General features: G+C 62.3%; 17 protein-coding genes. 5 read left to right on the top strand and 12 right to left on the bottom strand.

Annotated elements, in window-relative coordinates; genetic code table 11:
- Positions 1–71: 71 nt before the first annotated feature.
- The 12 genes from KB554_RS06125 to KB554_RS06070 all read right to left on the bottom strand — a co-directional run bounded on the left by KB554_RS06125 (position 72) and on the right by KB554_RS06070 (position 14344).
- Positions 72–2009 (bottom strand): glycoside hydrolase family 97 protein, encoded by a 1938-nt coding sequence (locus KB554_RS06125; protein WP_211035216.1) that lies wholly within the window; start codon positions 2007–2009, stop codon positions 72–74.
- A gap of 99 nt (positions 2010–2108) precedes the next feature.
- Positions 2109–3611 carry a glycoside hydrolase family 125 protein gene (locus KB554_RS06120; protein ID WP_211035354.1) on the bottom strand — a complete coding sequence of 501 codons (1503 nt, stop codon included), beginning with the start codon at positions 3609–3611 and terminating at the stop codon, positions 2109–2111.
- 154 nt (positions 3612–3765) lie between these two features.
- On the bottom strand, positions 3766–4197 hold the full coding sequence (locus tag KB554_RS06115) for an ATPase (RefSeq protein WP_198418195.1): 432 nt from the start codon (positions 4195–4197) through the stop codon (positions 3766–3768).
- A gap of 43 nt (positions 4198–4240) precedes the next feature.
- On the bottom strand, positions 4241–6088 hold the full coding sequence (locus KB554_RS06110; protein ID WP_242116310.1) for a V-type ATPase 116kDa subunit family protein: 1848 nt from the start codon (positions 6086–6088) through the stop codon (positions 4241–4243).
- Positions 6085–6693: a V-type ATP synthase subunit D gene (locus KB554_RS06105; protein WP_141427918.1), complete on the bottom strand. Its 609-nt coding sequence runs from the start codon at positions 6691–6693 to the stop codon at positions 6085–6087. The genes KB554_RS06110 and KB554_RS06105 overlap by 4 nt, the downstream gene beginning before the upstream one ends.
- Before the next feature lie 6 nt (positions 6694–6699).
- The gene (locus tag KB554_RS06100; RefSeq protein WP_211035215.1) at positions 6700–6921 is read right to left on the bottom strand and encodes a hypothetical protein; all 222 of its coding nucleotides are present in this window, start codon (positions 6919–6921) and stop codon (positions 6700–6702) included.
- 22 nt (positions 6922–6943) lie between these two features.
- A complete protein-coding gene (locus KB554_RS06095) occupies positions 6944–8269 on the bottom strand; it encodes a V-type ATP synthase subunit B (RefSeq protein ID WP_141427919.1) in 1326 nt (441 codons plus the stop codon).
- A 3-nt stretch (positions 8270–8272) separates the two neighbouring features.
- Complete coding sequence (locus tag KB554_RS06090; protein WP_211035214.1) at positions 8273–10027, bottom strand: V-type ATP synthase subunit A; 1755 nt, start codon at positions 10025–10027, stop codon at positions 8273–8275.
- A gap of 8 nt (positions 10028–10035) precedes the next feature.
- A complete protein-coding gene (locus KB554_RS06085; protein WP_141427921.1) occupies positions 10036–10872 on the bottom strand; it encodes a DUF2764 family protein in 837 nt (278 codons plus the stop codon).
- A gap of 7 nt (positions 10873–10879) precedes the next feature.
- The gene (locus KB554_RS06080; protein WP_141427922.1) at positions 10880–11494 is read right to left on the bottom strand and encodes a hypothetical protein; all 615 of its coding nucleotides are present in this window, start codon (positions 11492–11494) and stop codon (positions 10880–10882) included.
- Positions 11495–11684: 190 nt separating this feature from the next.
- Complete coding sequence (locus KB554_RS06075) at positions 11685–12764, bottom strand: phosphodiester glycosidase family protein (protein WP_141427923.1); 1080 nt, start codon at positions 12762–12764, stop codon at positions 11685–11687.
- A gap of 374 nt (positions 12765–13138) precedes the next feature.
- Positions 13139–14344, bottom strand: coding sequence for an ROK family transcriptional regulator (locus KB554_RS06070; RefSeq protein WP_141427924.1), 1206 nt, complete (start codon positions 14342–14344; stop codon positions 13139–13141).
- Positions 14345–14952: 608 nt separating this feature from the next.
- Between KB554_RS06070 and KB554_RS06065 the strand changes: the two genes are divergently transcribed.
- From KB554_RS06065 to KB554_RS06045, 5 genes are all read left to right on the top strand, one after another.
- Positions 14953–18105 (top strand): TonB-dependent receptor, encoded by a 3153-nt coding sequence (locus KB554_RS06065; RefSeq protein WP_232522926.1) that lies wholly within the window; start codon positions 14953–14955, stop codon positions 18103–18105.
- 21 nt (positions 18106–18126) lie between these two features.
- Complete coding sequence (locus KB554_RS06060; RefSeq protein ID WP_211035213.1) at positions 18127–19791, top strand: RagB/SusD family nutrient uptake outer membrane protein; 1665 nt, start codon at positions 18127–18129, stop codon at positions 19789–19791.
- A gap of 33 nt (positions 19792–19824) precedes the next feature.
- Positions 19825–20220: a hypothetical protein gene (locus KB554_RS06055; protein ID WP_141427926.1), complete on the top strand. Its 396-nt coding sequence runs from the start codon at positions 19825–19827 to the stop codon at positions 20218–20220.
- A gap of 39 nt (positions 20221–20259) precedes the next feature.
- Entirely contained in the window at positions 20260–21654 is a 1395-nt protein-coding gene (locus KB554_RS06050; RefSeq protein ID WP_211035212.1) for a DUF5018 domain-containing protein, read from the top strand.
- Positions 21655–21797: 143 nt separating this feature from the next.
- Positions 21798–23087: an alpha amylase family protein gene (locus KB554_RS06045; protein WP_211035211.1), complete on the top strand. Its 1290-nt coding sequence runs from the start codon at positions 21798–21800 to the stop codon at positions 23085–23087.
- The last annotated feature ends 20 nt before the right edge of the window (positions 23088–23107 follow it).

Below are 23107 nucleotides of genomic sequence, written 5' to 3'. Positions count from 1 at the left end.
GCCCCTGCCGCACGATTGTGGCAGGGGCGATCGGTTTCCGGAGGACCCGGCCGCCCGGAGACCCGGCGGGCCTACTCGATCACGGCGGCCCAGCCGCCGTTGCGTACCATCTTCACGGGAATCCGCGTCGAGGCATCGACGATGCGGACGCGGCGCCTGTAATCCATGGCCTGGAGATCGGCATTCACGCCGTCCTCGAACGAAGTCATGCGGAACTTGCGGCCCGCGGGCAGGAAATCCAGCGCGATCTCCGTCTCGAAAGGTTCGTTGTTCGTGAATCCGCCGACGTACCACTTCGCCCCCTTGCGGCGCGCCACGACGAGCTGTTTGCCGCACGCGGCATGCAGGACGCGCAGTTCGTCCCACGTCGTAGGAACCGAGGCGATGAACTCCGCCGAAGACCGTTCGCGTTCATAGGCCATGGGGCTGTCGGCGAGCATCTGCAACGGAGCCTCGAAGAGCACGTACAGCGCCAACTGGTAGGCCCGGGTTCCCGATCCCATCGGATTGGAGTTGGTCGAACGGTTCTCCTCGGGCTGCGCGGAGAGCATCGCGCCGGGCGTGAAGTCCATCGGCCCCACGGCGTTGCGGATGAACGGCAGCAGGTTGCTGTTCTCGGGCTGGCAGCGCGCCCCCTGCTCCATGCCGAGCACGCCCTCGTAATTGACGAGGTTGGGGTAGGTCCGGAAAAGCCCCTTCGGAGTGTAGGAGCCGTGCCAGTCCACCAGCAGGCGGTGTTCCGCGGCGCAGCGCGTCACACGCTCGTAATAGGAGACCATCCACTGATCGCTGCGGTCCATGAAGTCGATCTTCACGCCCGCAATGCCCCACTCCTCGAGCTGCCCGAAGAGGCGCTCCATGTCGCGCTCGACGGCCAGCCACGTGAGCCAGAGTATGATCCGGACGCCGCGCTGCCCGCCGTAGGCGACCAGCTCCTCGAGGTCGAGGTTCGGATTGGGGCGGAACACGTCGGTCGTAGATGCCGACCACCCCTCGTCCATGATGATATAGGGAATGCCGTACTCGGCGGCGAAGTCGATGTAACGGCGGTAGGACTCCGTATTGCGTCCGGCGCGGAAATCGACGCCCGTAAGACGCATGCCGTTCCACCAGTCCCAGCTCACCAAACCGGGCTGCACCCAGCTCCAGTCCCGCTCGGCGGCCGGTTCGGCCAGCAGCCACACCAGCTCCTGCCGGACGAGATCGGCATCTTCGCGCGCCACGGCGGCCACCCGCCACGGGAACGTGCGTGCACCCTCCGTCCGGGCGATATAGGTCTCCTCCGAAAGGATTTCGAGGCTCCGGTCGTTCTTGGGCCCGTACTCCTTCGGCACGCGCGGGAAGGTCGCCGTGAAGCCTCCCCTGCCGTCGCCGCGGAGGAACATGCAGGGATAGTCGCGCAGATCGGACTCCGCGAGCAGCACCTTGCGGCCCGAAGGCTCGGCCGTCAGCACCGGAAGGTAGGTCATACGGCCGTCGGGACCGAAGGCGGAGAGTTGCCGGAGGGTGTAAGGCTCCTCGTACATCGAGTTGAACCCGCCGACCTCCGAAAGCCACGCCTCGCTGCCCGAGGGCAGCGTGAAGCGCACGCGCTCCTCCATGACGTCGATGCCGCCCGGAAACGAGGTCACGAAGCGGTAGGCCGCGCCCTCGTCGAAGAGGCGGAACTCCAGCGCGTAGCCGCCCGCGAAGTCGAGCCGCACGGCATTGTAGCGATTGCGCACCCCGGCGTTTTTCGTGGGGTTGATCCGTTGCAGCAGCTCGTCGGCCGACGAGCGCGACACACGGCGCAGGCGGGGCCGTTCGCCCAGCGTGCGGTCCGCGAGCCGGAGCGCGAGGCCCTCGCCGCCCAGCACCGCGTCGTCGCCGTCGCGCAGCGTGTAGTCGATCCGGTCGGTCACCTCGACCGTAAGGCGAAGCCGGCCATCGGGCGACGCGACTTCGATGGGTTTCGCCTGCGCCGCACCGCCCAAAAGCAATGCGCAGCAGACTGACAACAGTCTCTTCATATCGTAAAATTTAGGTAGTCATACGGAATCTCACGCCGTCGGTCCGCACGGCGGCGCCGTCAACCGCCCCGGCGCCGGGGAACGGTCCGGCAACGGGCCTCACTCGATCACGATCGAATTGAGCAGATCGGCCTTGCCTTCGTTCACCAGCTTGAGGATCAACTCGCCGAAGAGCGTGTTCTGCCAGGCGAACCACGCACGGGTGAAGTTCGCGGGATCGTCCTTGTGGAACGACTCGTGCATGAAGCCCGTGCCGGCGTCGGTGGTCATCAGCGACTCGATGCAGCGCTTGATCTCGGCGTCGTCCTGCGACGTGAAGGCCTTCATCATGATACTCATGGGCCACACCATGTCGTATCCCACGTGCGGACCGCCGATGCCCTCACCCGCCGTGCCGCGGAAGAAATAGGGGTTCGATTCGCTCCAGACGAACCGGCGGGTATTCTGATAAACCGGGTCGTTCACGTCCACGTCGCCCAAATAGGGCATCGCCAGCAGCGACGGCACGTTGGCGTCGTCCATGAGGAAACGGTTGCCGTATCCGTCCACCTCGAAGGCGTAGATCTCGCCGAATTCGGGATGGTCGTAGGTGGCGTATTTCTTCAGGGCCGCCTCCACCTCGTCGGCCAGCGACCGGCACTCGGCGGCCATCTCCGGCCTGCGGTTCACCTCCGAGAGAATCTCGGCGGCCTTGCGCAGCGACGTCACGGCGAAGAAATTCGACGGCACGAGGAACAGGAAGGTCGTCGCATCGTCCGACGGACGGAACACCGAAGCGATCAGCCCCACGGGATTCACCGGATTGCCGTTGCCGACGTTGCACACCGTGTCGAGCTGGCGGTCCGTGACGCGCAGGAAGGTATAGGGTCCCACGCCCTCCTTGCGCTGCTGCTCGCGGAACGTCCGGAGGATATTCTCCATGGCCGTGAGCCAGTGTTCGTCGAAAACCGACGTGTCGCCCGTCCGTTTCCAGTATTCATAGGCCAGGCGGATCGGATAACAGAGCGAGTCGATCTCCCACTTGCGCTCGTAAACCTCGGGGCGCATCTGCGTCCCGTCGGTCTGCCAGTGCGTGTCGGGATCGGGATCGAGCGGATCGAGGAAGGCGTTGGCATAGGGATCCAGCCCGATATACTTGAACTGGCGGCGGATGACGCCCGCGATCATGCGGCGCAGCTTCTCGTCCTTCGGAGCCAGCTGCACGTAGGGCCACACCTGCGCCCCGGAGTCGCGGAGCCACATGGCATGAATGTCTCCCGTATAGATCACCGTGTCGTCCCTGCCCTGCTCGTCCTCGCGGGTCCAGCGCACCGTCGTATCGAGCGTATTGGGGAAGCAGTTCTCGAACATCCACGCCAGCCGGGCGTTGGTGAGCACGCCCTTGACGCGGGCGATTTCGGCCTCTACGGCCTCGGAGGTGAAGAGCCGCTCGGCCTCGGCGGGCCGGTTCGTCACGGCGTATTTCGATGCGGAGGCGGGCAGACGCGTATTGTCGGCCGCCGCAACGGGCACGTCGGCGCGGTTTCCGCATCGTTCATGGGCCGCGGCGGAAGCGCCCAGCGACAGCGCGGCGAGCAGAGTGGTTACGGAAAAAAGTTTCATTGTCATAAATCGCATGTTTTGGTTGATGAATCGCAGCACAAAGATCGCAAAACGGATGCAAAGAAAAAAGAATCGGCGGAAAAAGAGTGCGGCGCGGAGCGAAAAAAAGGGCGGACCCGCGGCCCGCCCCGAACGGAATCGCTTCCGCGGAGGATCAGATGGCGCCCGCGATCAGGAAGATGGCGGCCACCGTCAGAATGGCGTACAACTCGGGGAATGCGGCGAGGATCAGCGTCTTACCCATCACGTCGTGGCCGTTGCCGATGGCTGCGATGCCGTTGGCGCAGATCTTGGCCTGGTAGTACGACGAGAAGAGGCAGACGAGGCCCGTCAGCAGGCCCGCGCCGAAGATGGCCGCACCCTGCAGCATGGTCATCGACTCGGTGAGAAAACCCTTGATGATGAAGTAGCCCACGAAACCGTAGAGGCCCTGCGAACCCGGAATGGCCGAGAGAATCATGTAGCTACCGAATGCGCCGCCGTTCTTCTTCATGGCGCCGACCGAAGCCTGGCCGGCGATCGAAGTGCCGATACAGCTCGCCGCGCCCGAAAGGCCCACCATCAGCGCTACGCCGATGTAGCCCATAATAATTGCAGTTGTTGTTCCCATAATCGTAAATTGTTTTTAGTTATTGATTTTCCGAATCATCCATTTTGCGCAGGGGCTCGAACGAACGCATCGACATTTCGAAGCCCGCATTCTTGTAAAACTCCACGAACGTCAGACGCATCGGGTGCACGAACGACGAGATGGTGGACATGAAGAGATTGATGCCGTGGCCCACGAGCAGAATCGGGACCATGACGAGCAGCCGCACGACGATGTTCGCCCCCTCGGGCACGAAGCCGTCGGCCAGCGCATTGAAGACCGTGGCGAGGATGCCGCCCGAGAGACCGATGGCGAACAGGCGGATGTACGACAGCACGTCCGAAAGGATACCCGTCAGGTTGTTGTAGGTGTCCCACAGCCCGAGGCCGAAATTGACGAAGGGATTCCTGCCCGGCGAGTTGAAGAAGAGCATCAGCACGGCTCCCGCGCCGAGCGTCGCGTAGAAGGCCGGCGAGGAGGGCGTATAGAAGGGAATCGTCCAGGCGGGATCGAGCATCGGAAGTCCGCCGGCCACGCTCGCGCCCAGCAGCACAAGCAGCCACCCCAGCGAGGCGAGCGAATGGCGGAAGCCCGCGGTCGAGGAGATCATCACGACCTTGAGCAGCATGCCGAAGAGAATCTGCACCATGCCGATGGCCAGCGCGATGGAGAAAAACCTGCCCTGGAAATCGAAGAACGGAATCCCGGGGAACCACTCCTTCATGTTGATGCCGAAGAACGATCCGCACAGCAGGCCGAACGCGACGGTCATCGCGCCGCACAGCGTGGCGAACCACGCGGCTTGCCGCATCATGCCGGGCTTCCGGTTCCGCGAAAGCATCCACACGCCCAGCAGCGTCAGGATGGCGCCGTAGCCGGCGTCGTTGAGGCAGATGCCGAAGAAAAGCATGTAGAAGGGAGCGAAAAAGGGCGTGAGGTCCATCGTTCCGTATTTCGGCCGGGCGTACATGTCGCCCACCAGTTCGAACACGCGGGCGAACCGGTTGTTCTTCAGCTTCACGGGCGTATCGTCCCCGGGCTCGGGATCGCCCTTGAGATAGACCACGCCGGGATAGGCTTCGAGCAGGGCATCCACCCTGTCGGAGGTCTCCTCCTCGGCCCAGCCCTCCATGACCACCAGCCGGCCTTCGGCCTCGGCGTGCGCCGTGGCCTTCACGCGCGCGCCTTGCAGTCGTTCCCGAAGCGAAGCGGCGTATCCGGCGAGCAGCCGCTCCGATACGGCCACGCGCGAAAATTCGGCGTCGAGGCGCGCCAGTCCGGCCCGGGCCTCCGCGATGCGGCGCTCGGCCTCGCGGATGTCCATGCCGGGCGCCTTCATCTCCTGCGCATCGAGCGGAATCTCCTCGCCCGGAGCCGCCACGACGACGAACCACACGGCAGTGTCCGACCGGCCGATCTCGGCCAGGGCATACTGCGCGGACCATCCGGTCGCATTCTTGTCGAAAAGGTTGCGCTGCGTCGAGAAATAGCGCAGCACCACCCCGTCGGCGGCCAGCGCCCCGACACGCGCCGGGTCGAAAGCCCCCCATGGGCGCAGCTCCTCGGCGGCCTTCTCCAGCCGGCCGATCTCGGCCTGCAGGGCGGCGGCTTCGCGCTGCGCCGCGGCATAACGTGCATACGCCTCCTCGCCCGAAGCGAACGGCGCGGCCTGCGCGTCGAAGCGTCCTGCGTCCGCACGGAACGTCTTCAGGAACTCGGCGGCCCGGGCGCAGCCCTCGATGTCGAGCATCAGTTGGCGATCCTCCTCCGAAGGCTCCCAGCCCGTCGTGGTGATGTCCACCAGCCCCAGTTCGCGCAGCCGCCCGATGAAATCGTCGCTCTGCGCCGCATAGAGCACAAAAGCGTATTTGGACATTTTCGCGATCATAGCATTGCGCCCTCCCCGGCGGCCTGTTGCTTGGTTTTCACGATTTTCTGAGCGGATTTCGAGAGATTCTCCTCATCCTCCATGAAGCGCTTGATCTTCCGGATGGCATCCTCGTAGCCGGGAATCTGCACCTTCTCGTAGAGATTCACCTTCTGCGTGGTCTTGCGGCGCGCGAAGTCCAGCAGCTCCATCTTCCGACTGTAAACCTCGTACTCGATGCCCAGCCGGGCCATGCGTTTGAGCAGGTCGATCCCGGCGGCGAACCACACGGGCGACGAAAAGAGATCGTAGGGCTTTTCCTCGAAAAGCACCTCCCGCAACACGGGCGTACGCACGCCCGCGATCTTCTGCGTGTCGAGCTCCACGTCGTCCACCCGCAGCAGTCCGGCGTCGAATTCGCCCCAGAGCGCGGTCATGTAGTCGTACTCGGCCCTGAGGGCGTCGAGCCGGCGGCGCAGTTCGCCCGCCGCGTCCTTCGCCCGCTTGACCTCTGTACGCAGAGCCGATTCCTTGCTCTTGATCGTCGGGAGAGCCTTCTGCCGCATCTTCAGTTGCTTGCCCAGCTCGCCCAGCGAGGTTTTGTTATACTGAAATTTGATTGCCATAGCTTTCTATTTTTCCGAATCACGCTGCCGCCGCCCGACCGCGCCCGTCACGAGCGTCCCCACGCCGGGACTGACGGCCGCCGTCAGTGCGGACGTGCCGTGCGATCGTCCGGGCAGACCGTCCTCCGTCACGAGAAGCGGCCCCCGGGCCGGCACCGGAATGACTGCCGACTGCGCCAGACCACAGGCCCGGCGGTTGCGTCTTCCTCCGCCCGTTCTCCCGTCCATCGCCGTGCCGCGTTGCATCCGCTCAGACGGTCTTCGGCCAGTACTTGGCCACCAGTTCGCTCTTGATCGCCACCTCCTCCTCGGAGAAGTACTCGGCGAAGAGCCTCCACGCCGTGTCGAGCATCTCCGTGATGCCGATATTGACGTCGATGGCCAGCAGTTTCTCCGAATAGTCGCGGGCGAAGTTGAGCGTGCGCTCGTCGTAGTCCGACAGGTCGAAGCCGTTCTCGAGTTTCGTCTTGGCATTGGCCGCATCGGCGTAGAGGCGCACGCAGGCGTTCATCACCTGCGGATGGTCCTCGCGGGTCTTCTTGCCGATGACCAGCTGCTTCAGACGCGACAGCGAACGGAACGGGTCCACGATGACCTTGCCCGTGTCGGAGTCGTTGCGCAGGAACAACTGGCCCTCGGTGATGTAACCCGTGTTGTCGGGGATGGCGTGCGTGATGTCGCCGCCCGAGAGGGTCGTCACGGCGATGATCGTGATCGAACCGCCGTTGGGCAACTGCACGGCCTTCTCGTAGATCTTCGCCAGGTCCGAATAGAGCGAACCGGGCATCGAGTCCTTCGAGGGAATCTGATCCATACGGTTCGAGACGATGGCCAGCGCATCGGCATAGAGGGTCATGTCCGTGAGCAGCACCAGCACCTTCTCGCCCTTGTCCACGGCGAAGTACTCGGCGGCCGTGAGGGCCATGTCCGGCACGAGCAGCCGCTCGACGGGCGGGTTCTCGGTCGTATTGACGAACGAGACGATGCGGTCCAGCGCACCGGCGTTCTCGAAGACCGACTTGAAGTAGAGGAAGTCGTCGTTCGTGAGGCCCATGCCGCCCAGGATGATCTTGTCGGCCTTGGCGCGCAGCGCCACGTTGGCCATCACGGCGTTGTAGGGCTGGTCGGGATCGGCGAAGAAGGGAATCTTCTGCCCCGTGACGATCGTATTGTTCAGGTCGATGCCGGCGATGCCCGTGGCGATCAGCTCCGAAGGCTGGATGCGCTTGAAGGGATTGACCGTCGGGCCTCCGATCTCGCGCTCCTCGCCCTCGACGGTCTCCCCGCCTTCGAGCGGCTCGCCGTAGGCGTTGAAGAAGCGGCCGGCCAGGTTGTCCGAGACGCGCAGTTTCGGGGGCTCGCCGTGGAAGACGACCTCGGAGTCCGTAGCCACTCCCTCGGTCCCGGCGAAGACCTGAAGCGTCACGTTCTCGCCCATAATCTTCACCACCTGCGCCAGCTTGCCGCCCACGGTGGCCAGCTCGTCGTTGCCCACGCCCGAGGCGCGGAGCGTCACGGTCGCCTTGGTGATGTTGTCAATCTTGGTGTATATCTTCTGAAATGCTCGTGTTGTCATGGCTTATTTCGTTTTTGCGTCCACATACGCTTCGATCTGCTTGCGGTAATCCTCGAATTTCTCGGACTTCCACTCCGAATAGTTCATCTGTCGGAAGAGGTTGATCAACCCCTTGAAGAACTGCGAGCACTCCTCGAAATCGGCGAAGCCGAACGATTTCCGGCAGACGTCCAGCACCATTTCGTACATCATCTTCTGGCGTTCGATCGGACAGTTGGCGTCGATGTCGTCGAAGGCGTCCTGCTGCAGGATCACGAAGTCGATCAGCTCCGACTTCCAGAACCGCTCGTGGTACTCGACCGGCACGCCGTCGTCGCCCAGAATGTTGATCTGGTCGTTGGCCTCCTTGCCGCGCTGCACGATGGTCTTGCCCGCATAGACCCGATCGACCCACTCCTTCTCGATATGCTCGTCGAGGTAGGCGCGGATCTCGGGGTATTCGAGGTATTTCGAGTAGGACTCCAGCGGATCGATGGCCGGGTAGCGCTTCGAGTCGGCGCGTCCCTGCGAGAGGGCGTAGAAACAGCGCGCGGCTTTCTTGGTCGATTCGGTCACCGGCTCCTTGAGGTTGCCGCCCGCGGGCGACACCGTTCCGAGGAAGGTCACCGAACCGGTCCGGCCGTTGTTGAGCGTCACCAGTCCGGCGCGCGAGTAGAAGTTCGAAATGATCGCCGAAAGGTCCATCGGGAAGGCGTCCTGACCGGGCAGCTCCTCCAGGCGGTTCGACATTTCGCGCAGCGCCTGCGCCCAGCGCGACGTGGAGTCGGCCATGACGAGCACCTTGAGGCCCATCGCCCGGTAGTACTCTCCGATGGTCATGCCCGTATAGACCGACGCCTCGCGCGCGGCGACGGGCATGTTCGACGTATTGCAGATGATGATCGTGCGCTCCATGAGCTTGTGCCCCGTGCGGGGATCGACCAGCTCGGGGAACTCCTTGAAGATCTCGACCACCTCGTTGGCGCGCTCGCCGCAGGCCACCATGATGATGATGTCGGCGTCGGCCTGTTTCGAAATGGCGTGCTGGAGCACCGTCTTGCCCGCGCCGAACGGTCCGGGAATGAAGCCCGTGCCGCCCTCGGCCATCGGGTTGAAAGTGTCGATGGCGCGCACGCCCGTCTCCATGACGCGCGACGGACGCGGCTTTTCGCGGTAACAGCGCACGGCCTGCTTGACGGGCCACCGCTGCACCATCGTGATGTCGTGGTCGCACCCCTCGGCATCGGTCACGACGGCCACGGTGTCGGTCACCCGGTACTTGCCGGCCGGGACGACGCTCTTCACCGTGTAGGTGTCGGTCATCGCGAAGGGGACCATGATCTTGTGCATGACCCACTGCTCCTTGACCTCGCCCAGCCACGACGCGGCCGTGACCCGGTCGCCGGCGGCGGCCAGCGGCGTGAACTCCCATTCGGCCCCGAAGTCGATGGGGTCGGTGACCGAGCCGCGGGCGATGAACAGTCCGTCCATCTTCTCCAAGTCGTTCTGCAAACCGTCGTAATTGCGCGACAGCAGGCCCGGGGCGAGCGTCGCCTCGAGCATGTGGCCCTCGAACTCGACGCGGTCGCCGATCTTCAGGCCGCGGGTGCTGTCGAAAACCTGCACATAGGCCGCATCGCCTATGACCTTGATGACCTCGGCCATCATTCTGGTATCTCCCGTGTGAACGTAGCAGATCTCGTTCTGCGCCACGGCGCCGTCGGCCTTGACGATCACGATGTTGGAAATGATACCGTTTACGCTTCCCGTTGTTTTCATCGTATCTTTCATTGTTTATTTTCAATCAGTTTCCGCCCGTCGAGCGCCTCGACGAGCCGCGCGAACATTTCGCGTCCGTGCGCCGGGTCGAGCCGCGACCAGCGGGCCACCAGATTCACCCGCACCAGGTAGGAGAGGATGGCGTCGATGTCGAAATAGTCGAACGCGGCCAGCTCCTCGGCCTCCCGCCAGCGGATACGGTCGATCTTGCGCTCCTTCTCGACGAGGTTCGCCTCCTCGTTCACGGCGGCGATCACGGCGTCGATATAGGGAAGCTCGCCCCGCAGCCCGAAATCCGACGCGGAGCTACGCTGCAACTGTTCGGCCACGTCGCCTCCGCCCACGACCGCCTCCCCGACATTGCGGCCAGCGGCCCGTGCCGAGACGGCTGCGGCGATGTTGCGCAGCGTCCGGTCGAACTCCGACCAGGCGCGCAGGAAGTCGCCCCCGGCACGTTCGCAGGCGGCGTAATAGGCCCCGAAGAGCGCCCGTTCGAAACGCTGCGCCGTATCCACCTGTTCGGCGTCCTCGCCTTCGGGATCGGCGTAGGCGCGCACGACGCGGGCGACGGCTTCGGGCAGGCGCTTCGGAGATTTCAGCTCCGCCGCCAGCTCCTCGCGCGTCAGCAGCCCCAGGGGGTTGTGCGCCGCGCGTCCCGCACGCAGGGCGGCGAGGTTCTCGCAGTCGTAGTAGCCGTAGAGCAGACGCACCTGCTTCGCATCGCGCGCCGACACTCCGTCGAGAATCTCGGCGACGATCGCGCGGGCGTCGAAGCCCTTCGTATCGGCGTCGAGCGCATACTCCCGCAGTCCGGCCACCAGGCAGTAATAATCGCTTCCGAACATGACCCTGCTATGCCTTGAACAACATGCGGGAAACCTTCTCGCGCAGGTACTCCGAAAGGAGCGCCTCGAGGTCGGCGTCGGAGAACGAAATGTAGTAGCCGCCCTCCTTCGGACCCACCTTGAAGCCCGTCTTCACCTGCTTCGACCAGCCCACTTCGACGCCTGCCGAGAGCAGCTCCTTCGCGCAGGCGTCGAACGCCTTGTCGAGCTGCGCACGCTCCGCCTCGGGCAGCAGGGCCGTCAGCTCCACCCTGCCCGACGCGTCGCCCGTCCAGTTCTTCGCCATCGAGAGCAGCATCCCGCGGATGAACTCCGGATCGAGAGCCGTGCGTTTCACCCCTTCGGACGTAGCTTCGGCGACGATCAGCGAAGCGATCTCCGACTTGATCTTCGCAACGGCCTGCCGGCCCGCCAGCGCGACCTCCGTCAGGATGTTCTTTCCCGCATCCTCGGCCTCGGCCCGGGCGCGACTGACGATCTCCGCGGCCTCGCTCCGGGCGTCGGAGACGATCTTTTCGGCTTCCCTGCGGGCGTCGGCCACCAGCTTGTCCGCCTCGGCGCGCCCCTTCTCCAGCCCCTCGTCGTAGAGTTTCCGGGTCAGTTCCTGAAGTTTGTTTTCCATAGCGTTATTTAGTTTTGATTATCGTTTCTCAAATTTCGCACACAAATATATAAAAGATTCCCGGATAACCTCGTTTTCGGGCGATAATTTATCTGATTTTGACAATTTTGCAGAACAAAATGCACCATCGGGGACACAAAACGGCCGGCGGAGAATCCCGCCGGCCGCACAGCGTCTCCCGGGCGCAGGGCTACTCCTCCGCGGCGATCACGACCGCCGTGGGAATCCGCCGCTCGACGATCGCCGCTCCCGCAGGATCGGTCCCCTCGGTGTCGCTCGGCATGTTGAGCACCTTTCCCTCCCTTCCGACGAAGGTCGAGGAGCCGCCGCCGTCGAGATTGACCGCCTCCGTACAGCCCAGCGAAATCAGTTTGTCGGCCAGTTCGGGCAGCGTGAATCCCTTGCTGCCCCGCTTGTTGCGGCCGTCGCACACCAACACGACCAGTTTGCCGTCCGCCGTCGCGCCGATCGCCGTGCGCGGCTGGCGCGAAAGGCCCGAGACACCGCCGTGGTCCAGCACCTCGCGCCAATAGCTCTCCTCGGCGACATTCTTCCCGTCGCGGACCAGCATCGGGCCCGCACCGACAGCCTGCCGCACCTCCCAGCGGCGGCCGCCTTCGGTGAGCGAGCTGGGCGGCGCGGACATGAACGTCCCGGTGCGCTCGTCGTTGCCCAGCGGCGAAGGAAAGGCATAGGGCTGTCCGCCCTCGTCCCGCACGCAATAGGCCCACACCGCCTCGAAAGAGCCGTCGGCCGACTGCCCGAAGGCAGCCCGCACGGGATAGTAAACCGTGGGAGGCTCCGTTTTCCGGTAGAGGTCCTCCTGCGCGGCGAGCGACCGGAGCTCCCCGTCGGCGACCAGCAGGCTCACGGAGGTCGTGCCGCCGAAGAAGCCGCCGTTCACCACGACACAGGGCACGCCCTTGCCCGACGCGGCGAAATCGGCGAAGTACTCCGTCGGTCTCTTGGCCGCGGAGAACTGCGGACAAAAGCGCAGTTTGGGATTGGCTTTCAGATCGGCCACGGCATAAAAGCCGAGACACTGTCCGCCGCCGGAAAGATCGTCCGCAAAAGCCTCGACCGTCAGTCCTGCGGGATAACCGTCCGATCCGGAGGGTTCGTCGCCTCCGTCCGGCTCGTTCCCGCCCGTCCCGCCGTTCCCGGACAGGGGCGGCGGAGTCTGGTGGTCGCCGCCTTCGCACGACACGAAGACGCCACCCGTCAAAACAGCCGCCAGCAACAGGCGGCAAAGCATGTGTTTTCGTTTCATTATCGGTATTCGAATTAGACGGGTTAAATATAATAAAATAATTTTTCGAATCTTTCCGATATTGTAAATAAATTTACTTGAGTTCGCTCCGCGGAAACCGACCGCCGAATCCCGCCCCGACGGCAGCGCGGCGGCAGGACACCGCCGCATACCGCTCTCTCCGGACACGGAACCGGGCCGGGCCGGAGAAACGGGCTCCGGAAGAACGGAACCCGGGCCGGACGGAAATCGGATGAGACCAAGAGCGGAGAAAGTCCGGCAGGGCGCGGACGACGATTATAATATAGGTATCGGCACGCATTCGGCGCCCCGCATGACGGAAACGCCCCCGCTTTGCATGAAAGCGGGGGCGTCCGTATCGCAGAAGATTCGGATCAGTAGAATCCGAGGGCCTTGCTACGGGCCAGCAGGCACGCACCGATAACCCCGGCGCGCTCGCCCAGCGTCGAAAGCTTGATCTGCGTATCCTTATAGACGAGCATCAGCGAATACTTATTGACCGCCGTGCGCACGGGCAGCATCAGCGACTCCCCGGCCACGGAGAGCAGGCCGCCGATGACGATCATCTCGGGATTGAACATGTTGATAAGTCCGGCGATGGCCTTGCCCAGCGTATGCCCGACCGATTCGAGAATCTCGATGGCCAGCACGTCCTCCTTCAGCACGGCGTCGAGAATATCCTTCAGGGTGATCTCCTCGCCCTTGTTGAACTTCTCGGAGAGCATCGACACGCTGCCCGAACGCAGCTTCTCTAGGAAAAGGCGGTGCAGCGCCGAACCCGAAGCTCCCGTCTCGAGGCAGCCGCGCTTGCCGCAGCGGCAGATGATCTCGTTGTCGAGCAGCGGGAAATGGCCGAACTCGCCCGAGAAGCCCGACTTGCCGTAAAAGACCTTGCCGTCGAGAATCATGCCCAGCCCCAGGCCCCACGAGGCGTTGATATAGAGCATCGTCTTCTCGCTGTGCGCATCGCCGTACATATATTCGCCGTAGGTGGCCGCGCGCGTGTCGTTCTCGATATAGACCGTGCAGCCCAGCCGCTCGCCGAGCAGCACTGTCAGCGGCTGCTCCTCGACGAAGAAGTAACTGTAACTGTACCCCGTCTGCGAATTGACGCGGCCCGAAATATTCACGCCGACGGCCAGCACCTTGTCGTGGGGAATCTTGTGCCCGTCGATGAAGCCGCGGATGATGTCGCAGAGCCGGTCGAGCGAATGGGGGTCGTTGTCCATCAGGAAATCGACGGTCGTATCGGCGAGCAGCTGCCCCTTGAAATTGACGACCGCGAGCACCACCGAGTCGGTCCGTATCTCCACGCCGACGAAATAACCCGCATAGGGATTCAGGCCGTAGATGTTGGGTCTCCGGCCTCCGGCCGTGCCCTGCTCGCCGAAATTGTGGACGAAGCCCTCCTCGATCAACTCGCCGATGAGTTTCGTCACGGTCGGCACGCTCAGATTGACGGCCCGGCTCAGATCCGTAATGCTCGAATCGCCGCTGAAAATGTACTGCCGGATAATCTGTTGTTTGAGAATTGCGTTTTTGTTGCCTTCCGTAGCCTGCTTCAGAAACGAACTGGTCATATTTCCGTTTTGTTTAATTTGCGTTTTCCATGGTAAAGTTACCAATTAAAATGCAAACAGCCAAAAGAATCCGGCGAAAACGACGGCGAAACGAACCGGACCGGACACCCGGAAAGACTTTTTCCGGCAAATACGGAGGCGGAATCCGGAAAGATTCCGCCGGTCCGGGCAGTTCCGAACCGTATAATTTTACCACGAAGCGCTTTCAGAATAAAATTTATTACAATAATTATTTGCAGAAATAATATTTGTTGCTATTTTTGTTTCCGATTTACCCGGAGCGAGGGCCGAAAAATACCTCTGTCCCGACCGGAACGCCTATTTTTTATAAAGACACCGCGCATGAACCGTAAGGATTTTCACCGGCCCCGACCGGCCGGAACCGCCGCACGCACGGAGACGCCCCTGCCTCCGGCCGGCGCTGCGGAAACGGCCGGAGGCGTTCCGTCCCCGGAACGGAATCACGGAACGGACTCATACCAATCGACACACAACAACTAACTAAAAAATCATCGGCAGACAGAAAAGACAGAAAAAACGGAACGAAGGTAAAGACGAAAGGGGAGCACGGCTCCCGGACAAGCAAATTCAAACCTATCTATTGACTTATGAGAAATGATTTACAACTGAGATTTTCCGGCCTGCGTCGTGCGACACGGCGTGCGGCGGCATTGTTCGCGGTGCTGCTCATGGGGACCGGAATCACTGTGGCTCAGCAACTTTCCGTATCCGGCCGGGTAACCGGCGCCGAGGGGGGGGGAATTGCGGGAGCTACGGTCGTAGTCAAGGGTGACAACACCCGGGGAACTACGACGGATTCGCAGGGCGCCTACACGCTCGAAGTGAAATCCGGCAACGATATCCTCGTATTCAGTTTCATCGGTTACAAGACCGTAGAAATCCCCGTAAACAACCGGACGACCGTAAACGCCAGCCTGAGCGAAGACGCCACGGAAATGGACGAGGTGGTGGTAGTCGGTTACGGCACGCAGAAGAAACAGTTCCTCGTGGGTTCGGTCTCGTCGGTATCGAACAAGGAGCTGCTCAAGGCCCCGATGACCAACGTGTCGAACATGATGACCGGCAAACTGCCCGGTGTCACGAGTATCCAGCGTTCGGGCCAGCCCGGCAGCGACCAGGCCTCGATCCTGGTCCGCGGCTCCTCCACGTTCAACGATTCGAGCCCGCTCTGCCTGGTGGACGGCGTGGAACGCATGATCAACACGGTCAATCCGAACGACATCGCCTCCATCTCGATTCTCAAGGACGCCGCCACATCGGCGATCTACGGCGTCCGCGGCGCCAACGGCGTCATTCTCATCACGACCAAAAGCGGTTCGGAAGGCGCCACGCAGATCTCCTACGACGGTTCGGTGACCTTCTCCACGAACACCGCGCTTCCCGAATTCCTCAACGCCCAAGACTACATCGGCTGGCACAACAAAGCCCGCGAAATGGACGGGCTCGCTCCCGTGTGGACCGACGAGGTGATCGCCAAGATGAAGGCCGACGGAACCTACGGCGAAACGGACTGGGTGGACCTGCTCTTCAAGAACTACGGCTTCACCCACCAGCACAACATCTCCGCGACGGGCGGCAACGACCGGATCAAGCACTACACGAGCGTCGGACTGATGAATCAGGACGGTATCGTGCCGAACACCTCCTACAAACGGTTCAACATCCGGTCGAACATCGACGCAAAGATCGCCCGCAACCTCAGCTTCTCGATGAACGTGAGCGGATTCCGCGAGAACAAGAATGCGCCGGGATACCCGATCACCAACCAGTACGACTTCAACCCGATCATGCAGGCCTTCTACGCCCTGCCGATCATCGCCCCCACCTACAAGGGACTGCCGCAGGGCTACATGAACGGTTCCTACACCCAGCAGCCGGTGGCCGCCGTGGAGCAGAGCGGTTATATCCGCGACACCCGCTGGCAGTTCGAGGGCAACGCCAAACTGGAGTACGACTTCGGCAGCATCGAGGCGCTCCAGGGCCTGAAGGCCGGCGTATTCGTCGCCTACGACTACTCCAATTCGACGAACCGCAACTTCAACCGGTCGTTCAACCTCATGTCCTTCTCGTCCTCCACGTTCGAATCGACCCAAGTGACGGCATCGGGAATCAACCTGCTGAGTTCGTTCAGCAAATCCGCGTCGTGGGGCGACAGTTTCACGGTCCGTCCGACGATCACCTACGAGCGCGAGTTCGGCGGCAAGCACAACGTCAGCGCCCTGTTCCTCTACGAGCAGAAGAAAGGTTACTCGGATACGATGACCGGCCGCAAGAACGGCTACTACGCCGACTATCCGGTCGATCTCTCGCTCGGTTCGACCTGGGAAGGCATCGACGTTCCGGTCAGCGGCTCCTTCAGCGATACGGGCATCGCCAGCTTCGCGGGCCGCATCAGCTATGCCTACGACCGGAAATACCTCGCCGAGTTCACCTTCCGAGCCGACGGTTCGTACAAGTTCGCGCCGCATAACCGCTGGGGCTTCTTCCCCTCGGTCGCCCTCGGATGGGTCGTGTCCGAAGAGAATTTCTTCAAAAAGGCGCTGCCCAAGGTGGACTTCCTCAAACTCCGCGCATCGTACGGCGAACTGGGTGCGGACGACACGTCGGCATGGCTCTACATGCAGAGCTACTCGACGACGGCCCCCAGCTTCAGCTATATCGTGGGCGGCACGGGGCATACGGCCTACTACACGAGCAACTACGTCTATGACAACCTCACCTGGTCGCGCACGCACAGTTTCAACGTCGGCTTCGACCTGTCGGTATGGGAAGGCAAGCTGGGCGTGGAGTTCGACTGGTTCTACAAGCTGACGGACCACATCCTCGAACAGGTGGCCGGATCGTACGCTCCGTCGCTGGGCGGCAACGTCCCCTCGTACATGAACTCGGGTAAAATGGACAACCGCGGTTTCGAGCTGGTGCTCAAGCACAACAACCACTTCTCCAGCGGCTGGCGCTACTCGCTGACCGGAAGCCTCTCGTGGGCCCGCAACAAGGTGCTCGCCAAGCATATTTCGGACGACCACCCGATGTACCGCGCCATCCTCGGTCAGCCGATCGGCTCGGTCTACGGCTTCAAGGCGACGGGGCTCTTCCAGACCGAGGAGCAGATCGCCAATGCGCCGACGGCCCCCTCGGGCGAAAAACGGCTGGGCGACCTGATGTACGCCGACATCAACGGCGACGGCAAAATCGACTCGTCGAAGGACTTCGTGAAGATCGGACGCAGCTACACCCCGGAGATGAACTTCTCGCTGAACATGGAGGTAGCCTACAAGAACCTCTACCTGACGGCCCTCTGGCAGGGCGCGGCGCTCTGCTCCTACCAGTTGAGCGCGGCCTATAACAGCGGAACGTTCGACAACACGATGTACACCCGTCCGTTCTACTCCAGCGGCAACGCCCCCTACTATCTGGTGGAAGGCGCCTGGCGCGAAGACAACCGCGACGCCGAATACCCGCGTCTGAGCACGGTGGCCAACGGCAACAACGCATGGCCCTCGTCGTGGTGGGTGAAGAACGGCGCCTACCTGCGTCTGAAGAACCTGCAGATCGGCTACACGCTGCCGCAGCACCTGCTCAACAAGACGGGCATCGAGCGCGTGAACATCTATATCGCCGGCACGAACCTGCTTACGTTCAGCGCCTTCAAATACGTGGACCCCGAGATGCCTTCGGTGAACAACGGCTACTATCCGCAGCAGCGCACCTACAGCATCGGCGTCAATCTTTCCTTCTAAACCGCAAAAGCTACGAATACCATGAAAAAAACGATATTGACAATGGGTCTGGCCGCCGCCTTATGCGGCACGTCCTGCTCCGACGTCATCGACCTGAACCCGGGCGACCGCTTCTCTCCGGCCACGGTCTGGTCCTCGACGACGACCGTGGACAGCTATGTGCTCGGACTCTATTCGATCTTCAGCTCCAGTTGCGAATTCTACGGCACGGGATCGCCCAACCTGACGGATGCCTATTCGGACATACTGAAGAGCGGTTCGTGGGACCAGTACAACCACAGCTACAACCGCTCGCTGTTCCAGGAATCGGCGTTCAACAGCACCAGCGCCGGGGCGTTCGAGTGCTGGAGCACCCACTACGAACGTATCCGCCGCGAAAACGAGTTCCTGCGCGACGCCCCGAAATACCGGGAGAAGTTCGGCGAGAAATGGATGGACACCCGCATCGCCGAGGTGCGTTTCTGCCGCGCCTACGCCTACTACCTGCTCTGCCGCGTCTATGGCGGGGTGATTCTCCGCACGGAGGTCGATGGCCCCGAGCAGAACGACAAGGCCCGCTCGACCGAAGCCGACTGCTGGGATTTCATCATCGAGGAGCTGAAGGACCTCGCTCCGCAGCTTCCGCAGGGGAACAAAACGGAGAACGGAGACAACTGGGACGACGCCAACTACGGCCGCGCCACGCAGCAGGCCGCCTACGGACTGCTGAGCCGCGTCGCCCTCTTCGCGGAGCGCTGGGACGTGGCCGCCCAGGCCGCGCGCGACGTGGAGAAGTGCGGCGGAGCGCTCGACCTGACGGGCTATGCCAACGTCTTCAACGGCGACCTGAAGAGCAATAAGGAGATCCTCTTCGGAGTGGACTTCGAACAAGATGTCATCACGCACCGCTACGACGCGTACGTACGTCCCAGCGGCGATGCCAAGGCGCTGGGAACGTCGGCGCTCTATTCGGTGTTCTTCCCCACGAGCGAACTGGCGGACAGCTACGAAATGGCCGACGGCACGCCCTTCAGTTGGGAAACCCACGGCAGCGATCCCTACACGGGCCGCGAACCGCGCTTCTACGCCACGATTCTCTACAACGGCGCCTCGTGGATGGGCCGCACGATCGAAAGCTACGTGGGCGGCGCCGACGGATTCAAGGAGTACGAGAACTCCAAATCGGCCAACACGACCGTGACGGGCTACTACCTGCGCAAATACCTCAAGGACGGAGACAAGAGCTGGATCACCGCTTATTCGGCCCAGACGTGCATCCTGATCCGCTATGCCGAAGTGCTCCTGAACAAGGCCGAAGCGCTGGCCGAACTGAGCTGGGACCAGAACAGCGTCGAGGCGTTGCAGGCGCTCAACGACGTCCGCGGACGCGTCGGTCTGCCTTCGCGCCAGACCGCCAGCAAGGAGGAGTTCATGGAATTCGTCCGCCACGAGCGCATGGTCGAGCTGGCCGGCGAGGGCTTCCGCTACTGGGATCTGCGCCGCTGGAGGCTGGCCGAGGAGGTCATCAACGGCAAGAACGTGCACGGCGTGAAGATCACCAAGACGGACAGCGGATTCAACTACGAGCACGTGGACGCCGACAACGGCAACAAGCGCATCTTCTACGACCGTTACTACCATTTCGCCATTCCCGAGTCGGAGCGTTCGAAAAACCCGCTCTGCGACAACAACCAAGGATGGGTATAACGACAACCGAACCATAACAAAACAGCAACGACTATGAAACTCCGCAGATATTTTGCCGTCCTGGCAACGGCCGCCCTCACCGCCTTCGCCGCGGGATCGTGCGCCGAGCCCGAGGACGAATTTCTCCACACCGACAGCCGGCTCCTCTCCATCGAGGTCCAGCCGGCCGGAGGCGGCGCCGGAATCGCGGGCGTCATCGACGAGACCACGGGCGAAGTTTACTTCCCGATTCCCAAGAAGGAGCGCGAGAAGTACGACATCACCAGCCTCATGGTACGCGCCGAGGTGGAATACGACACCTTCATCACCCCCTCGCTGACGGGGCTGAAGGACCTTTCGGACCGCGACAACCCCTTCACGATCACCCTCACGGCCGGGGACAAGGGGACGCGCACCTACACCTTATGGGCCTTCTACACGCGCCGCTAAAACAAAACCCATCACTAACGAAAAAACTTTGAGACGAATATGAAAACCTTCAAATCATTTGCTTTCGCCGTTGCGCTGGCAGGTCTTACGCTGCCGATGGCAGGCTGTTCGGACGACGACACCGCGCCCAAGGGCGAAGACGTGGAACGCGGCGACAAGGCGTGCCGCATCGAAACCTTCACGCTGAACTTCAGCGACGGCACGACGCTTTCGGGCGACGTCTATGACTACGACAAATCGGTGGACCTCTCCTACACGACCGCCGAATTCGAGATGATGAAGTCCGCAACGGCCACGCTGACGCTTTCGGAGGGCGCGACCGTGTCGCCCGATCCCTCGCAGACGGCGGACTACACGCAGCCTCTGTCGTTCACCGTGACGGCCAAGGACGGCAAGACCACACGCACCTACACGACCAAACCCGTGGAGAAGGTACTGGAAGGCTATACGAAGGTCGAAGCGGCAACCTCCAAGACCGCGACGGAAATGGGTATCGGAACCGCCGCGGACTACAAGTTCGTCGGCGTGAGCGGCGACAAGCTCGTCGTCGGGAAAAAGGTCTTCGACTACAAGACCTTCGCGCCCGCAGGCGACCTGAACATGACGGGATACGAAGATCAGAAGATGACCGGCATGGCCAACGACGAGGCCGGACACCTGATCGCAGCCGTCAATGCCGACGGTGCGAGCGCCGTGCCGACGACGATCATCTGCTGGAAGGACGGCTGGGACAAGGCTCCGTCGGAGTACATCAAATCGGAGACGAGCTTTATCGGCAAACAGATCTCGGCCAGCGGCAACCTGCTGGAAGGCGCGGGTATCGTTTCCGCGATGAACGGCACGGGCCCCAAAGGCGCGCATTTCGCCTGGGCCCACCTCGACGGCGCGTCGCATCCGGAGACTCCGTTCTACGGCGTGGAAACCAACGTACCCTCGAACGACGGCAACTGGTCGCAGACGATCTCGGCCTGCTCGGGCGACCCGCTGGGAACCTGGTTCGTCTTCGACCCCGAAAGAAGACCCGACCCGGATGATCCGAATAAAACAGTGGGTCTCGGCAGGGCCTATACGTTCAGCAACTGGTCCGCTCCCAACAATTTCAACATGACCCCTATTCCGGGTGCAGTAGAAGATGGCCTGGAAGGCTGGGGCAACCTGACGCTGGGTTCCGTACGCGCATTCACATTCAACGGCACGGCTTACGGCGCCTACATTTCGACCGGATGGCCTATGACCTACGTATCCATTGTGGACGCCAACGGCGAATTCCTGCTCAACCCCAATGATACCGCCACTCCCATATCGCACAACGGTTCGGAGCCGATCCCGCAGATCACCTACGTATATAACGAGTCCGAAGGCGCAGGCTATGTCTTCGCGCTCGAAGCGGGCCAGTTCGTGAAGAGCTGGAAGCTGACCGTCGTTTACGAATAGCCGCCCCGCCGGACCGCGCCCGCCCGGGCGGCGGTTACGGACACCGAACATCCGCGTTTTTCCGGCCCGGGGCCGTTCCCGGGCCGGGAAGATGCGGTTCTTTTGAAATCACAGTCATCACACACGAAAATTAGTTCAGGTTTATGAAAATTCGTACATGGATCGCAGCGGCGCTGGCAGGCACGGCCCTCTGCACGGCCTGCTGCGGAGGGGCCGGAAATCCGCCCCGCGCGCCGAAGAGCGGGCTGGCCAAATACCTCTGGTTCGACGCCGAGGCCAACTTCGCGCGCTTCGCCTCGCAGGATTCGATCCGCTACTGGCTCGACCGGGCCGTCGAGACGGGCTTCAACCGCATCGTCGTGGACGTCAAACCCGTCGAGGGCGACGTACTCTACAAGAGCGACTTTATGACCGAGCTGACGGACTTCCGCGGCACGAAGACCGACCGGACATGGGACTACCTGCAATTCTTCCTCGACGAGGCGGCTCGGCGCGATCTCGAAGTCACCGTCTCCACCACGATCTTCCCCGCAGGGCTCACGGCCACGCGGCAGGGCCCGGTCTTCCGCGACGCGGCATTCGACGGCCGCACCTGCATCGAATACATGCCCGACGGCACGCTGCTCGACATCCGCGACGACAAGGCGATCAACGTGGCGTTCCTCAACCCCGCCATGCCCGAGAACCAGGAGTGGGCGCTGCGCTTCATCCGCGAGATTCTCTCCAAGTACCGCTTCGACGGCTATGCGCTCGACTACTGCCGCTACCCCGGCGCCACGGCCGACTTCTCGGAGTTCTCCCGCAGGGAGTTCGAACGCTTCCTCGGCCACGCAGTCGAGCGTTTCCCCGAGGACATATTCACCTACGACGAGGAGAGCAACCGCATTCCCGGAAAATACTACAAGCCGTGGTGGGAGTACCGCGCGAAGGTGGTCCGCGACTTCATCACCCGCGTCCGTGCCGCGGTGGACGAACTGCAGCCCGACGTGCGGCTCGAATACTGGGCCGGTTCGTGGCTCCACGCCATCTACGCCAACGGACAGAACTGGGGCAGCCCCCGCTCGACATTCTCGGACGAATACCTCGACACGTGGGCCACGCCCGGGTACAAGGAGGCCGGCTTCGCCGACCTGCTCGACGTCTTCATCACGGGAACCTACCTCGAACGCGTCTGGGGAGCCGACGACAACGAGTCGATCGAGTACGGGCTCAACCGCTCGCTGCGCGACGTGGCGGGCGACTGCACGGTTTACGGATCGCTCTACGCGCAGAATCACCTTGACCAATTCGACGATGCGGTGTATCTTTGTCTCAAGAAGACGAAGGGCGTGATGGTCTTCGACATCGTGCAGGTGATCGAACACGACCTCTGGGACTCCATCAAGCGGGGCATCGACCGCGCCGAGGCGGAGATCGCGAACGAAGGAAAATGACACGACCGAACGAAAAACAG

It is taken from the genome of Alistipes sp. Marseille-P2263, from assembly GCF_018101075.1.
Classification (GTDB): Bacteria; Bacteroidota; Bacteroidia; order Bacteroidales; family Rikenellaceae; genus Alistipes; species Alistipes dispar.
Note: the sequence above shows the minus strand (reverse complement) of the source record. Positions and strands in the feature narration are given on the sequence as shown.

Coding starts and splice junctions, on each gene's coding strand:
- KB554_RS06090 (WP_211035214.1), bottom strand. CDS start 10,027: ATGAAAACAACGGGAAGCGTAAACGGTATCATTTCCAACATCGTGATC.
- KB554_RS06105 (WP_141427918.1), bottom strand. CDS start 6,693: ATGGCAATCAAATTTCAGTATAACAAAACCTCGCTGGGCGAGCTGGGC.
- KB554_RS06050 (WP_211035212.1), top strand. CDS start 20,260: ATGAAAACCTTCAAATCATTTGCTTTCGCCGTTGCGCTGGCAGGTCTT.
- KB554_RS06055 (WP_141427926.1), top strand. CDS start 19,825: ATGAAACTCCGCAGATATTTTGCCGTCCTGGCAACGGCCGCCCTCACC.
- KB554_RS06045 (WP_211035211.1), top strand. CDS start 21,798: ATGAAAATTCGTACATGGATCGCAGCGGCGCTGGCAGGCACGGCCCTC.
- KB554_RS06115 (WP_198418195.1), bottom strand. CDS start 4,197: ATGGGCTACATCGGCGTAGCGCTGATGGTGGGCCTTTCGGGCGCGGCG.
- KB554_RS06100 (WP_211035215.1), bottom strand. CDS start 6,921: ATGGACGGGAGAACGGGCGGAGGAAGACGCAACCGCCGGGCCTGTGGT.
- KB554_RS06095 (WP_141427919.1), bottom strand. CDS start 8,269: ATGACAACACGAGCATTTCAGAAGATATACACCAAGATTGACAACATC.
- KB554_RS06065 (WP_232522926.1), top strand. CDS start 14,953: ATGAGAAATGATTTACAACTGAGATTTTCCGGCCTGCGTCGTGCGACA.
- KB554_RS06110 (WP_242116310.1), bottom strand. CDS start 6,088: ATGATCGCGAAAATGTCCAAATACGCTTTTGTGCTCTATGCGGCGCAG.
- KB554_RS06070 (WP_141427924.1), bottom strand. CDS start 14,344: ATGACCAGTTCGTTTCTGAAGCAGGCTACGGAAGGCAACAAAAACGCA.
- KB554_RS06125 (WP_211035216.1), bottom strand. CDS start 2,009: ATGAAGAGACTGTTGTCAGTCTGCTGCGCATTGCTTTTGGGCGGTGCG.
- KB554_RS06080 (WP_141427922.1), bottom strand. CDS start 11,494: ATGGAAAACAAACTTCAGGAACTGACCCGGAAACTCTACGACGAGGGG.
- KB554_RS06120 (WP_211035354.1), bottom strand. CDS start 3,611: ATGAAACTTTTTTCCGTAACCACTCTGCTCGCCGCGCTGTCGCTGGGC.
- KB554_RS06075 (WP_141427923.1), bottom strand. CDS start 12,764: ATGAAACGAAAACACATGCTTTGCCGCCTGTTGCTGGCGGCTGTTTTG.
- KB554_RS06085 (WP_141427921.1), bottom strand. CDS start 10,872: ATGTTCGGAAGCGATTATTACTGCCTGGTGGCCGGACTGCGGGAGTAT.
- KB554_RS06060 (WP_211035213.1), top strand. CDS start 18,127: ATGAAAAAAACGATATTGACAATGGGTCTGGCCGCCGCCTTATGCGGC.